The following is a 14,643-nucleotide window of genomic DNA, read 5'->3' as shown; positions in this document are numbered from 1 at the left end:
AATTGTTGCTCTATTTAAGCTTAGGGGAGGTTGGGATTAGCGTTCCTTATTGAAGAGTGCGGAGAAATTAGTGCAGTGATAAAAAAAATAAGTAGGATTAAAACAATATATTATTGGTGATTATGACTTACCAAGTAAAAGACGTTTTTTACTGAATTGAATTAAAGAAAGTGTAAACCCAAATTTGATTGAATTTGGATTTACACTAATGTATTAATTCAAGGGCCTAACTTCTTAATCTTTTGCTTTGTCCACTTTTTCAGGGTTAGTAATGGAGTTTATTTTAAGCTCTTGATCGTTTTCGTTACGAAGGTACAAGGTGCGTGTTGGGAAGGCAATACTTATTCCCATAGACTGAAATTTGTCAAAAATCTCGAAATTAATCTGTTGTTGAATGTCCATGTAGGTATTGTAAGCAGCGTCCTCTATATAGTAAACTACCTCAAAATTTAGGCTGGAATCTCCAAATTCTTTAAAGTGAGCTCTATCGAAGGTTATAGGTTTCTGATGGTTAACAATTTCTTTGAGTATTCCTGGGATTTTCTTTAAATCATCAGAATTTGTTTCATAACTTACTCCTACGCCAAAGAGAATTCTTCTCCTTTGCATTTTTTTGTAATTGTGAATTCTAGAACTGGTTAAATCACTATTGGCCACAACAAGCTGTTCTCCAGAAAGCGTTTTTATCCTTGTCGTTTTGATTCCAATTTTTTCGACAACGCCATTTTTGTCATCAATTACGATGAAATCACCAATCTCAATAGGTCGATCAAAGAATATGACAAAATAATTGAATAGATCACCTAGAATGTTTTGAGCAGCGAGGGCTACCGCAATACCACCAATCCCCATTCCTGTTACAATAGCAGTCACATCATAACCAAGGTTGTCGAATAGGAATAAAATACCTAGACCCCATATCAATACATTAATAATAAGTATTATACCACCTATTTGTTTGACTTTCTCTTCTCCGTTTTCCTGTTCTTTTACCCAGGTTTTTAGTAATAGAATTAAGACGTTGGATACAAGTCTCACAATATAATAAGCCAATATTACTTTATGGGCATTGGAAATAATGTCCCTAAAACCACCAGATATAGTCAGTGTTTTAATGCCGAAAAATACTATTGAAATATATAGGGCAGGAATAACAAACTTTTCAATAGCTTCAATCAAATAATCATCAAAATTAGTTGATGTTTTTTGAGTCAGCTTTTTGATTTTTTGTAAAAAGGTTTTTTTAAATATCCTGACTACCAAAATGCCAATTACGATAAAGGCAATTGCCAACAGATAATCCTTAGTAGTATTATTCCCTATTTCTAAAGTCAGATATTCTTCGAACATATTGAGAAGGTTTTTAATTTTTAAGACAGTTAATAAAACAGTAGAACCATATTTTATTAAATAAAAGTTCAATAAAAGCACATTTAATATTGTTGTCAATGTTTCGAAAGGTTATCCCTGTGTGATAAGCAAAAAAAAAGGAGTCACCCTACTTGTGACTCCTTTAGTACCTAATAATTTTATAACTAAATCAGACAGGGCTTACTGCTTCAGTCTTTTTAGAGTTTTTCTGCCAGAAGAAGAAAATGGTAAAGAGTACGATTAATATTATTGGGAAGAAAGCCATGTTTTGGAGCGTGGCTTGACCGGCTGCTAGTTCTAATGCGTCTCCTGTTAATCCTTCAGCACTTGATTCAGCTCTGGCTGAATCAATCCAGCCACCGATTACCCCTTGGAAAATTGCAGTAGAAAACATTCCGATACCACCAATGATGGACAATCCCAATGCGCCACTTAGTGGAACTCTCTGCGCAACGGCACCTACCATAACTGGCCAGAAATAAGCCACTCCAAGGGCAAATATTACAGCTACGACATAAGCCGCAGGTCCGGTTACTATACTGAATAGGTAAATACCTATTGTGGCTAAAATAGCTCCTAATAATAATACACCAGTTTGACCAAGTTTGGCTACAACTGGTCCTGCAAAGAACCTAGCTACGGCCATTACTCCAGTAGTCAAGGCCAAAATGATCATTGCATTAGCACCACTGTTAGCCAAAATGATATTCACCCATTGTTGTGGTCCGAATTCGGAAATAGCTGTAAAGGCCATGCAAACAAAAAGGAATAGGAAAACAGGACTAAATAAAGCTTTGAAATTATTGAGTAGAGAAGTTGAACCTTCGACTTTTGCTTTTGGAAAAGTTTTACCAAAGAATAAATAGGCGTAAATAACTGTAGGAATCATGGTTACCCACATTTGTGCTTCCCATCCTAAGTTCAGCCCAGTCATAAAGGTAGAGATTAGCGCACCTACCATGATACCTCCAGGGAACCACATATGGAACCTGTTTAGCATTTTGTTCATTTTTACCCCAGAGTACATATCAGCAATCATAGGGTTACAAGCGGCTTCTGTACAACCGTTTCCAAATCCAATAAATAGGGTGGAAATCAATAAGGTGGTGTAGCCACCCGCGTAAATGGTTAATAAAATACCTAGAGTATGTGCAAGAAATGCCACTCTCATAATATTTTTAGGACCAAAAGAGTGGTAAACTATACCACCAATGATCATGGAAATGGGAAAACCCAAAAACCACATTGAATTGATAAATCCCAATTGGGTTGCGGATAGTCCGAATTCTTCTCCAAGTTCTGGTAAGATACCAGCCCGGATACTAAAGGTGAAAGCGGTGGTGATAAGTGCAAAACAGCTCCCGTTAAAGAGTGCACTTTTGTTAATGTTTTCGTTCATTGAATTTGGGTTTAGAAGTTTATGTAATATGTTTTTTTAGATGGTTAATCAAATTAATTGGACAATATAAAAAAAAATGAATTTACCTTCTGCCCTTTTAAATAAAATATCATTATAATTTTGGATAATAGGGCTTTAATTGCTTGAATATATGTGTTTTATGTTTTTGTCCAGCTTTTTTTTATTTAATTTCTATAATTTTTTTCTTTTTATTATGGCATAAGCGCTATTCTAATAGTTTTCATTTAAATAAAGCTCTGTCCTTTTCAATATTTTAGTGATTAAATAGTTGATGATCAGTATTTTTATTTTGATCTAATGGGAATATTAATTAATTTTTATATATTTGAAGTGATATCATTATAATATTAAAATAATATGGAAAAGACAATTAAACCCCAGTCGGGATACTCAATGGTATTCTTGACCTTATTCTTATTGGCAATCCTAGTGTTTGCTTTTATTGGTAAAATCCCCTTTCTTTTTGTACCGGCTGTAATCTTGCTCATTTTTATAATACCAGGATTTTTTATCGTAGAGCCAAATAAGGCAATGGTACTACTTCTTTTCGGTTCATATAAGGGAACGGTAAAAAGCGACGGCTTCTTTTGGGTAATTCCATTCATGACAAAGAAGAAAATTTCTCTAAGGGTTCGAAATTTTGAAAACAAACCTTTAAAAGTGAATGACAAAATAGGTAACCCAGTAATGGTTGGAACCATAGTCGTATGGCAAGTAGCCGACACCTTTAAGGCTTCATTTGATGTTGATGATTATGAAAATTTCGTGCATTTACAAGCTGATGCTGCTGTTCGTAAAATGGCAGGAACTTACCCTTATGACAATTTTGAAGACGAGCATGCAGAGGTGACCCTTCGCTCAGGGGTTGAGGATGTTAACAAATCTCTTGAAGATGAAATAAGCGCACGGTTGCAGCATGCAGGTATAAAGGTTATTGAGGCAAGAATATCTCATTTGGCCTACTCCTCCGAAATCGCATCAGCCATGTTGCAAAGACAGCAAGCTACCGCTATCGTTGCGGCCAGGAGAATGATTGTTGATGGAGCAGTGGGGATGGTAGAAATGGCTCTGGAAGATCTGAAAATAAAAGGTATCATTGATTTTGAGGATGAAAAGAAGGCAGCTATGGTAAGTAACCTGATGGTTGTATTGTGTTCTGATAAAAATGCAAGTCCTGTTGTAAATGTGGGTACATTAAATCAATAATTATGGTATACAATGAGTCGCAGACTTTGAAAGATACTTGGTTTGTACCTGTTTTTTTTGGTATTCAGCTATTGGTAATTGCTGTAGGATTGTTAGGAGGTTTTATTGAAGGCCTAGATTCTACAGGCTATATGGTTATAGCAATTGTCTTGGCTATATCAATGCTTATAGGCTTGTTGATTGTTAGTATGAAGCTTGTGATCAGGTTGGAGTCTTCAGGGCTTTCTTATAAAATTTCTCCTTTTATTAATTCTTGGAGAAAATACAAGTGGGAAGAAGTGAAGAATATCCAACAAATAAAGAAAAGCCCGATTTTGACTGGGGGAGGATTAGGTTTTCATTACGATCTAAAAGGGGAGTGGAAATATCTATTCAGCACAGCATATGTAGTGAGGGTTTCATTGAAAGATAGTAGTTTTGTGTTGAGTACCCGAAATCCAGATAAAATTCTGGAGGCATGGGAAGAATGGAGATGTGAAAGGTAATAATTTATGGCACAAAAAAAACCTTTTGCCCTGCGCATAGATGAACGGCTGATGAAGGCCATGGAAAAATGGGCTGCAGACGAATTCAGGAGCACCAATGGACAATTGGAATGGTTGATCCATGATGCTTTGAAAAAAGCAGGCAGGTTACCAAAGTCGAAAGAAGAGAACAAGTGAAATTTAAGTCATCCTTATTTTAAACCCGAAATATGCAATAGACAATCTATTACGTGCTGAAATCGCTTCAAAATCAGCCACTTCGTTGCTGTTTGGATATTTTACCATAGCGGTGCTATGCTAAAATATCCAAACAGCCTGATTTTCTTACGATTGCAACACTTCCCGTAAACACGGGACAGGCTTCACCCCTGATATTGTCAGGGCGGAGAAATCCTATTACATAATCCGGGTTAAATGATGGATTTTAATCCAGAAAAGATTAGAAAGTCTAGATAACCCAAGCAGGAAAATTTAAAATAGAACAAGCATAGTTTGTAAGGTACTTGTTGTAATAGTATTATTGTTGGTTGATTCAGCAATGAATAGCATTGCAGGTAAATGTTATAAAGAAAGATATCTTGTTTTGGAGGATTGATGTAAGAACAAGTTATTACTTTAAATTGGATATGGTTGAAAAAAGCAATATAGATAAGTTGATTGATAATCTATTGGATAAGTCCAAGGACGAACCCATGAAATATGGTGAGCAACTGGTTAGAATAGGAGGGAGCGAAATACAAGAAAAATTGATTCATGTACTAAAAAATGGTGATATGGATGATGCCTTCTTGGCCACAAAAGTGCTTGCATTAATGGACAATAAACAAGCTCCCTTGGATGCGCTTTTTGAAGTGATTCATCTTCCTGCCAACCAGAATAAGAATGGCGGACTTGTGTCGCTTATTGAAGAATTTGATATTATTGATAAGTTCGTTGACTTATTTCGTATCTACCTTTTTGGTAATTTTAAATCCGCTACCCTTGCCAAGGTCCATCTGGATTATGCCGAATTTGACATCACTCCAAGAACCCTGAAAAAGGCAGAAAAACACTTTAACCATTTTCTTAACAATGCTTCGAATGGTGATGATTTTGAATTGAAAAAAGCTGAAGCAGCCACTATTTTGGCGGAACTGAAAGAAATCCTTGATGAAGAGGAATGAGCCATAGATTCTAATAAACTATGGTTTGTCTTTTTTACCGAGGTTAAAAAGCTATTATATATCGACTTAATTGAATAACAATGAACCCAAAGAAAACCAAAAATTACTTTTTACTGATTTTATTTTTATTGTCATTTCAAATTTCCTTTGCACAGCAAAATTGGAAAGAGATTACTTCTGTAAAGGATTTATACCATTCTTACCCAGGGACAGTAAAAGGAATCTTTGACCATATTAATTTAGATCTTGAAGGTTTAGAAAAAGTAAAAGCAGCCACCACCAAAGGAGACTGGGTACTGGCTGCCAATGAATTATTGGCTTACTATAAAGTGTCCGATAATGGAATGGGACTAAGGAGAACTCTGCCTGAAATTTCCTCACAAACTGTAGCTGAAGCAGATACCATATTAAAGAATGTGTTTACCATTCAAAATGTCAAAGGAAAAGTTCCTTTGTTGGACAATGGGCATCGGGATTGGTATTATAAAGGACCAAACAATGACAAGGAATGGGCTTGGCTTTCCAATCGACACAGCCAGCTTTCTAATGTGATGGGTGCCTACTTTAAAACAGGGAATCCCAAGTATGCAGAATACATGGATTTGTTTTTGAGGGATTTCATCTTGGCAAGCATGCCTTATCCTGCAGAGAAAAGATCCGAGTCCATTTGGAGAGGACTTGAAGTAGCGGCCCGAGTAAAAACCTGGTCAAGGGTTTTTTATGGCATGTTGGATAGTGAGTATATTTCTCCAGCTACTCGCCTGTTGATTTTGAGTAGTCTTCCTGATCATGCACATTACAATAGGAACTTTCATGGTGGAAACAATTGGTTGACCATGGAAATATCCTCTCTTGCAACTGTGGTTGCCTACTTTCCTGAATACAAAGCTTCTGAAGAGTGGATGGATTATGCGGTAGATACGATGGTTGAAAGTATGAGGGGACAGGTTTATCCGGATGGAGTTCAAACAGAACTTTCTTCGCATTACCACAATGTGTCAATGGTTAGTTTCGAATTGTTCAAGACCCTATGTGATGAGGCAGGAAGAGAACTTCCGGAGTATTTTAATCAAACCATCGAAGACATGTACTGGTACATTGCGAGAGCGATTAGACCAGATGGGCACAGGATTTTGAATAACGATGGGGACAGAGGAAGTGATAGGGCAATCATTTTAAGTGCTTCGGAGAAATACAATCACCCAGAATGGGCCTATCTAGCAAGTAATGGAAGCCAAGGAGTAAAACCTGAAGAAGGCCCCTCTTACCTCATCCCTTGGGCAGGTCAGCTAATTTCTAGAAGTGGCTATGATTCTATGGCGCATTGGTCCTTTTTTGATATAGGGCCATGGGGTAGCGGTCACCAACACAATGATAAATTACATCTTTCCGTCACTGCTTATGGAAAGGATTTTCTAGTAGATGCAGGTAGATATGCCTACACAGGTGAGGTGGCTAATAAATTTCGCCCCTATGCGCTAAGTAGTAAAGGTCATAATTTAGTATTAATTGACGGGAAAGTTCAGAAGCCAGGACCAAAACTTGCTGAAACAGCAGTTGAAAGCCAGGCTGTGAAAATTACAGGGGATTATGATTTTGCATCTTCCTCTTTCGGGGAATATTTTGATTTGGAAGGTCAAGCTAATCACAATCGTAGTCTTTTTTATGTCAGAGGCGAATTCTGGGTGGTTGTAGATAGAATCAGTACAGATCAACCTCGGTCTATTAGTACCTTATGGCATTGGCATCCAGATGCTGAGGTTAAGCGTATTGGGCAATCCTTAGTGGGGGGGTATGATGAAGGGAGTCTTGAGGTAATGCCTTTAGGCAATGCCAAATTTGACATCCAAATGATCAAAGGTCAGGAAGAGCCTGAAATTCAGGGTTGGTATAGTTCTGAGTATAACCTCTACGAGCCAAATGTGGCCAGCATTTACACCAGTGAGATAGCCGATAGTTCTACCTTTGTATGGTTATTGATTCCTACCCCTGGAAATGGAGATAGGGTAATGACAAGGGCGAAAATAGTCGGTGAGAATGAGAAAGGAATAACAATAGAAGTAAACCGTAAAGGTGCTAAATGGGAACTCACCATTCCTTTTACCGATAGCAAAACCATAAAATTCCAAAAGCGATAGGATCTTATTCCCTTTCAATTCCTACAGATTCCTAGAAAAAGGATGAGTGTGGGTTGAGAAAGGTCATGGAGTTAATATTACATTCCGACTTAAACCCGAAATATGCAATAGACAATCTATTACGTGCTGAAATCGCTTTAAAATCAGCCACTTCGTTGCTGTTTTCAATTTCACCATAGCGGTGCTATGCTAAAATCTCCAAACAGCCTGATTTTCTTGCGATTGCAACACTTCCCGTAAACACGGGACAGGCTTCACCCCTGACTATTGTCAGGACGGAGAAATTCTATTACATAATCCGGGTTAAAAAAAAACGGCTTGTTTTCCTAGAGAGAACAAGCCGTTTGTTGTTTTTTGGACTAATATATTTAAATCCTAAGCTGAAAGTAAATTGCCAGGATTTAAGTCAACAGAATCAACTGAATTAAAGACCAGTATAATTAAAAGGAGTTATCTTTTTTAATTCCGCTTTAATTTCCTGAGAAACATTAAGCGTCTCGATGAATTCGCTGATGGACTCTTGCGTGATCTTGGAGTGAGTTCTGGTAAGCGCTTTAAGGGCCTCATAAGGTTTAGGAAAGCCTTCTCTTCTTAGAACTGTTTGGATGGCTTCAGCCACTACTGCCCAGTTTTCATCCAAATCTTTCTCTATAGCAGCCTGATTCAATTCCAGTTTATCTATTCCTTTGTCAAGGGACAAAAAGGCAATTTGCATATGAGCCAGGGGTACTCCGATTACCCTTAAAACTGTACTATCAGTTAGGTCTCTTTGCAGGCGACTGATAGGAAGCTTGGCAGATAGGTGTATCAATAAAGCATTGGCTATACCTAGGTTGCCTTCTGCATTTTCAAAATCTATTGGATTTACTTTATGAGGCATAGCAGAAGAACCCACCTCACCAGCTTTTATCTTTTGTTTGAAATAATTCATGGCAACATATTGCCAAATGTCTTTACTAAAATCAAGAAGTATGGTATTGATTCGTTTTAAGCCATCAAAGTGTGCAGCAAAATGATCGTAATGTTCGATTTGAGTAGTTGGGTAGCTTCTGCTAAGGCCTAGTTTTTTTGATACCAAGTTGTTGGCAAAAGTATTCCAATCAATTTCAGGGAAAGCTACATGGTGAGCATTCATGTTTCCAGTCGCTCCACCAAATTTTGCGGCAAAAGGTATGTCCTTCAATAATTCTAACTGAGCAGTAAGGCGGCTAACAAAAACTTCAAATTCTTTCCCTAGTCGGGTAGGTGAAGCTGGTTGGCCATGCGTTTTGGCTAACATAGGAACAGAATCCCATTCTTTAGCCCTATTGCTAATTTTTTCCTGAACTTGTAACAATGCTGGGAGTACTACATCATTTATACCATCCCGGTACATCATAGGGACAGCGGTATTGTTGATGTCTTGAGAAGTCAAACCAAAATGGATAAACTCTACTACACCATCCAAACCTAGATCGGTAAATTTATCCTTTAAAAAATACTCGACAGCTTTCACATCATGATTGGTGACTTTCTCAATGTCTTTGATAGCTTGCGCATCAGCTTCGGTAAAATTCTTTTCGATAGACCTAATTTCTTCAAATTGCTCAGGTTTTACACTACTTAGCTGAGGAAGTGGTAGTTCGCATAAAGCTATAAAATATTCAATCTCTACTTTTACCCTGTACCGAATTAATGCATATTCAGAAAAATAGGCCATCAGAGGGCTGGTTTTTGAGGCGTATCTGCCATCTATTGAAGAAATTGCGGTAAGTGGATTAAGTTTCATGATTCGTCTTTAAGTCAATTGAGGCACAAAAATAATTGTTATTATTCAAAAGACGAGGGCAAGGCTGAAATAATATAAAATAAAAGGGACTTCTGCCTCCAGAAGTCCCCTAAACCCAGAACATGTAACAGAATAGCTATTTCATGTTTTGGAAAAAAAATAAACATTGTTATTGTTAATTAATAGTTGGGATAGTTTCTAATCAATTGAAGACGGATCGCATCCGCAGAATTGCTTTCTGCACCCAATTTACCCCTTATGACAACAGTGTAAATTCGACCTTCTCTGAGGTGTATGTCATTTAAACGTACGACTTCATTTTGGTCATCCGAACTGGCTTTAAGAATAAGGTCTGTTTCTCCAGTGTCAACATTGACGAAGTCTGTAGATTCCAGAAAAGAAAGGCTTTCCAAAATGGCCTCTTCATGGTCCCTTTGAAATAAATTCACTTCTGGACCACCAGAGGATAGGTGTACTAGCCTGATCAAAGCTTTACCATTTACAGGTGTTTCCAGACTGTCTTCTATAAATAGAGTGGTATATTCGTCTCCTGTTTCTGTCAAGAAAAAAGAGTAAGCCTTTTCAACACCTAAATTTACAGCAGTATCCAAAAGCGATTGATCTGAATCACTATCTACAAAAGAAAAGTTCCTTTCTCCTGTGTAGAAGTACCAATAATCTATGAATTCACCGAAATCAAATGCCTTCCGGTCATAAACTGTGCTGTCTACCTCGATTTGGATATCGGATGCTTCATTGGTTCCATTATAAAATGAAACATAGGCAGTTGGTTCGTTTGGCAAGCTGCCTGTCCCGTCATCGTCAAGACAAGAAAAAGTAAAGGGAAGAAGCATTAGCACCATCAGGTGTTTTCCAATTTGCCAAGTTTTGTTCTTGAAATTAATGATTTGTGTTTTCATAATATTATAGTTGTTTAGTCTTCTGATGCCAGTACGTTATGAGATGCCAGAGTGCTACAAGCGGTTGATGAAAATTGTAAAAAAAAATAACGGAAATGAGAATTGAGAAGACTTGAGACAGTTGTAAAATCTAAGCCTGTTCTATAGTGAATCTGCTGATTATTATGTTCTTTTCCTTTCTTTTAATAGGCCATCGCTGATTGGTGTGCTTACAAAAGATTGGCAAAGTGATTTTTGTTTATCATTGCTAATTGTACGCTGATTATACAATCTGATTTCAGGTTTTCTGCTAGGAATTTGTGGGCTGCTTAGAAAAAAAAGATGTCTGGAGAATATGGCAATTACCCATTATGGAGGCGCTAAACGCGCAAGGATTGACAGATTTAGAAATGTTTTCAGCCTAGAATACTAGGTCAGTTGTGTATTTTGAGTTAAAGTTTGCTAAGTATTTTTTCTCCTAATAGGTAATTGGAAAAGAGTATGTTAATTTTGTGTGAATTGCTGTACAAACTATTCCTATTATTATAATGCTGTTTAAACTCTTTAAAAAGAAAAAAGATGATCTCGAAAATGATGATCATTACCTCACCTTAAGAATTAGAGAAACTGTCCAAGAAACTTTGGATACCGTAACCATCTATTTTGACCAGCCGGAACCAATTATGGATTACCTTCCAGGTCAATTTCTCACCCTCATTGTTGAGATTGATGGGAAACAGGAGAGGAGGTCTTACAGTCTATCAACTTCACCTTTTGTAGATCCTTTCCCTGGAATCACTGTTAAACGACTTGAAGGAGGACTTGTGTCTAATTTCGTGAATGACACATTTGTTCCCGGCAAAAGAGTAACAGTAATGAAGCCTTTGGGTAATTTTACTTCCGATTATCATTCTCATAATAAAAGGAAGTATGGAATGTTTGCAGGAGGAAGTGGTATCACGCCCATCATGGGGATAATCAAATCTGTTTTGGTAAATGAACCAAAGTCGACGGTACACTTATTGTATTGTAGTCGTTCTCAGGACATGATTATTTTTGATAAAGAATTAAAGGCCCTGGAGGAAAAATACCCTGATAAGCTTTTTGTTACCCATAACCTCACTCAGCCTAAACCAGGTTGGGAAGGAGCAGAAGGTAGACTGAGTCAAGAGAAAGTCACAGAGTTCTTTACTACTCATTTTGATTCTTTTCTAGAAAATCAGCGCTTTTTTATATGTGGTCCAGAAGGGATGATGAAAACAGCCCAGGAAGGATTGAGTAATATGGATGTTAAGAAGGAATTTATTCATTCAGAAAGCTTTTACCTTGAGAAGGAGGAGAGCGCAGAGGAAGAAAACCTTGGAGCAGTCGTAAACAGGCCTATAAAATTAATATTGGAAGGAGAAGAGTATACTTTCGATGTGGAACCAGGTAAAACCATTTTGGAAGCAGGCTTAGACGAGGGTTTGAATATGCCTTATTCCTGTCAGAGTGGACTTTGTACTGCTTGCCGAGGAAAATTACTTTCTGGTGAAGTGAAAATGGAAGAAGATGCTGGATTAAGCGAAAATGAGATTAAGGAAGGGTATGTCCTTTGCTGCTCTGCAAAACCGACCAATTCGGAGGTGAAGATTCAGATCGACTAATGAATTCAGAAAATCAGATTAAAATGATGAAAAAGGACTTTCGCTTATTAGAGCGAAATGTCTTGCTTTTAATTGCAATTCCATTGCCCATTTTTTCTTTTGCATACCTGTATGTAAATAGTGGTAATTTGGAATTCAATCTGCCGCAACTTCCAGAAGTTTTTAATTTTATTCTTCTTGGTTTGGTTTCAGCCATGCTGCTCATGCAGCAAATTGCTTATACCAATCGGATTAGAATCATAAGAAAAACAAATGGAGACCTGAGTCAGAAAATAAAAGGTTATGCAAGAGCAACCTTTTTGAGGTATTGGCATTTATTCTGGGTGGGTTTGTTGAGTGCTTTTGGTTTATTGTTTTATGAAAACTCAGGATTTACTATTGCTTATGCAGTCACCCTATTATTTGTTTCTTTAGCGAAACCCATGCCAGGAAGGATTGTAAAATCCCTTCAGTTAAAAAAGGAGGAAAAAGAAATGGTAATGGAAATTCAAAAAAGAGAAGAATTGCCCGAATAGAAATTGGCGCCATTCTAAAGTGCTGAAATTTTCACCTTAGAATGGCGCTTACTCATTTATATTGGCTGAATAGAGATGTTTCCTGAGCCAACTTTTCCCCGAATAGTAACACTTTTACCATTTTGAATATGGATAGACTTGTTTCCGGAGCGGTTCCCTACTCTTATATTTCCACTTCCAGCTCTCATCTCAAAATTATAATCATTGATATTGCTTATCGTATTGATTTGAATATTTCCTGAGGATCCATTCATACTTGTATGTGCGCCTAGCCCCGAATGGTCTGCTTTGATATTTCCTGATGTGATTTCTAAGCTTCCTAACTCACCAATTTGGCTTAACTTCATATTGCCAGATGTAAGCTTTGCATTAAGTAAACCGCTGACTGAACGGGCCTTTAACTGCCCACTTGTTGCTTTGAAATCCATATTTCCCCTAACATCTTCTATCGAAGCATTGCCTGAAGATACTCGGCAGTCTAGGTTCCCTGTTAAGTGAGATAATTGGAGATTTCCTGAGGAGGCTTTTAATAGTAAATTGCCTTTAATATTCGAGACCTTGACTTGTCCTGAACTGGCTTCAAGTTGGTGTGAAGTGGCACTTACGCCATTAATCCTCAAAGATCCCGAACTTGATTGAACAGCCAATTGCATTTCAGAAGGGCCTGAAATCTTGATGTATTTTTTATTTTTTTGATGTCCATTGGAAGACCCATTGTATGCGATTTTTAAAGTGTTTCCAACAGTGATCATTACCAGATCTTTATCTGCATTTTCTTCTTGACCTAAAAAGGCTTCAAGATCAATATAGTCCCTATTTTCATTACCCTCATACTGAATTTCAATGGAGCCAGACTTTATCTCAAGTTTCTGAATGCCATTAAAGGTCTTATTTATGAGTTGCTGACTTTGGGAAGAACCTATACCTATAAAAAGGAGGGCAACTAGAAGGAAATAATGTTTTGTAAATAAATTCATGGTGATTTGGGTTGTAGGTGATTAAAATACAAGTCCAAAACTAAATGGATTGACATTTGGACTTAAAGATTTTTGAAACAATGGATTGAAATCATAGGTGCTAAAGAAAGTTACGCTTCTAAACCCAATCTCGCCTCTGAGACCATATCTGAAATTATTGAGATAAGCACCTGCTGATGTTTTGTCTTTCTTCCTTCCTGAACCACCTATTTCTCTGTATACAAACTTACTTCTTCCACCAAGCCTGTATCCAGCATAAGGTCCAATGGCTACCCTTAAACCGTTTCTTCCACTATCATTTAATTTACCAAAATCAAGTCTGTACATGGTGAGGACGTTTAAGTAAGAGGCTGAAACCTTGCTTTTAAAGCCATTGACATCTGTTCGATTGACAAAAGACACTCCATCTTCGGTACCTAATATCTGGTAATTGGCATTGTCAAGCTTGAAGTTGTACCAACTCAGACCAAGACCGAAATCCCAGTATTTTCCCTTAGATAGTTTTTGACTGGCCATCCAGTTCCACCCAATATTCCAGCTGCCCCATCCTTTAGGATTAAATGCGTTTCCTTCTCCAGGGATACTTCCATTTTCAAAAAAAGTATTGATACCAATGTCAGTATTAATATATGTTCGGAAATCAGGGTCTTTGTCTTTCTTTGGGCTGGTAATAACTTTTACTTTGGTTCTGTTACCTGTATCGTCAACTATCACCTTATACCTACCAACAGTAACCTCCGTCTCTCCCATATCTTCATATATGGTGACAATTTCTTTGTTGCCGTCTTTTTGTTTGATTTCAACAACTGTAAGTTCACCGTTTTGCGTCGGTTTGGGAAGGTCTAGTTCTTTAATTATCTGGTTAATATCCATGTTTTTTAACCTTTCAAAGTCATCAGGATTATCAACCACAAATACCATTTTACCTGATTGCCCAAATTCGACAATAATACTGTCGTTTACTGGTTTGTCATAAGGGATCTCCGGAGCTGCAAAAGCCATTTGTACAAGTGCCATAAAGAATATGGCCATTACATACTTTTTCATAATAGTAA

General features: G+C 37.3%; 13 protein-coding genes. 7 read left to right on the top strand and 6 right to left on the bottom strand.

Translation table 11 applies throughout. From position 1 onward, the window contains the following. Positions 1-234: 234 nt before the first annotated feature. Together CA2015_RS03165 and CA2015_RS03160 are read right to left on the bottom strand one after the other, a co-directional pair. Complete coding sequence (locus tag CA2015_RS03165; protein WP_048640580.1) at positions 235-1,350, bottom strand: mechanosensitive ion channel family protein; 1,116 nt, start codon at positions 1,348-1,350, stop codon at positions 235-237. A 190-nt stretch (positions 1,351-1,540) separates the two neighbouring features. Then, the gene (locus CA2015_RS03160; protein ID WP_048640579.1) at positions 1,541-2,770 is read right to left on the bottom strand and encodes an MFS transporter; all 1,230 of its coding nucleotides are present in this window, start codon (positions 2,768-2,770) and stop codon (positions 1,541-1,543) included. Between the two features lie 378 nt (positions 2,771-3,148). On the opposite strand from CA2015_RS03160, the gene CA2015_RS03155 reads away from it, so the two are divergent. The 5 genes from CA2015_RS03155 (at position 3,149) to CA2015_RS03140 (ending at position 7,783) form a co-directional block, all read left to right on the top strand. Then, the gene (locus CA2015_RS03155) at positions 3,149-3,997 is read left to right on the top strand and encodes an SPFH domain-containing protein (protein WP_048640578.1); all 849 of its coding nucleotides are present in this window, start codon (positions 3,149-3,151) and stop codon (positions 3,995-3,997) included. A 2-nt stretch (positions 3,998-3,999) separates the two neighbouring features. Next, a complete protein-coding gene (locus tag CA2015_RS03150) occupies positions 4,000-4,482 on the top strand; it encodes a hypothetical protein (protein WP_048640577.1) in 483 nt (160 codons plus the stop codon). A gap of 6 nt (positions 4,483-4,488) precedes the next feature. Next, the gene (locus tag CA2015_RS24515) at positions 4,489-4,659 is read left to right on the top strand and encodes an Arc family DNA binding domain-containing protein (protein WP_084011612.1); all 171 of its coding nucleotides are present in this window, start codon (positions 4,489-4,491) and stop codon (positions 4,657-4,659) included. A 449-nt stretch (positions 4,660-5,108) separates the two neighbouring features. Beyond that, positions 5,109-5,645 (top strand): hypothetical protein, encoded by a 537-nt coding sequence (locus CA2015_RS03145; RefSeq protein WP_048644327.1) that lies wholly within the window; start codon positions 5,109-5,111, stop codon positions 5,643-5,645. Positions 5,646-5,725: 80 nt separating this feature from the next. Next, positions 5,726-7,783, top strand: a complete 2,058-nt coding sequence (locus CA2015_RS03140; protein WP_048640576.1) for an alginate lyase family protein — start codon at positions 5,726-5,728, stop codon at positions 7,781-7,783. A 424-nt stretch (positions 7,784-8,207) separates the two neighbouring features. Here the strand turns inward: CA2015_RS03140 and purB are convergent, their stop codons facing one another. Both purB and CA2015_RS03130 read right to left on the bottom strand, forming a co-directional pair. Beyond that, positions 8,208-9,551, bottom strand: coding sequence for an adenylosuccinate lyase (gene purB / locus CA2015_RS03135; RefSeq protein ID WP_048640575.1), 1,344 nt, complete (start codon positions 9,549-9,551; stop codon positions 8,208-8,210). 179 nt (positions 9,552-9,730) lie between these two features. Continuing rightward, positions 9,731-10,471 carry a DUF4397 domain-containing protein gene (locus CA2015_RS03130; RefSeq protein WP_084011610.1) on the bottom strand — a complete coding sequence of 247 codons (741 nt, stop codon included), beginning with the start codon at positions 10,469-10,471 and terminating at the stop codon, positions 9,731-9,733. Between the two features lie 527 nt (positions 10,472-10,998). Between CA2015_RS03130 and CA2015_RS03125 the strand changes: the two genes are divergently transcribed. Together CA2015_RS03125 and CA2015_RS03120 are read left to right on the top strand one after the other, a co-directional pair. Then, positions 10,999-12,096 carry a ferredoxin--NADP reductase gene (locus CA2015_RS03125; protein WP_205749797.1) on the top strand — a complete coding sequence of 366 codons (1,098 nt, stop codon included), beginning with the start codon at positions 10,999-11,001 and terminating at the stop codon, positions 12,094-12,096. 23 nt (positions 12,097-12,119) lie between these two features. After that, positions 12,120-12,611: a hypothetical protein gene (locus tag CA2015_RS03120; protein WP_240477925.1), complete on the top strand. Its 492-nt coding sequence runs from the start codon at positions 12,120-12,122 to the stop codon at positions 12,609-12,611. A gap of 56 nt (positions 12,612-12,667) precedes the next feature. Here CA2015_RS03120 and CA2015_RS03115 read toward each other — a convergent pair whose 3' ends face one another. Further along, complete coding sequence (locus tag CA2015_RS03115; RefSeq protein WP_048640572.1) at positions 12,668-13,588, bottom strand: DUF4097 family beta strand repeat-containing protein; 921 nt, start codon at positions 13,586-13,588, stop codon at positions 12,668-12,670. 21 nt (positions 13,589-13,609) lie between these two features. Then, on the bottom strand, positions 13,610-14,635 hold the full coding sequence (locus CA2015_RS03110) for an outer membrane beta-barrel protein (protein WP_048640571.1): 1,026 nt from the start codon (positions 14,633-14,635) through the stop codon (positions 13,610-13,612). Positions 14,636-14,643: the final 8 nt, after the last annotated feature.

This window comes from Cyclobacterium amurskyense (assembly GCF_001050135.1).
Taxonomy (GTDB): domain Bacteria; phylum Bacteroidota; class Bacteroidia; order Cytophagales; family Cyclobacteriaceae; genus Cyclobacterium; species Cyclobacterium amurskyense.
The sequence above is the reverse complement of the archived record's forward strand: the minus strand, read 5'-3'. Positions and strand labels throughout refer to the sequence as shown.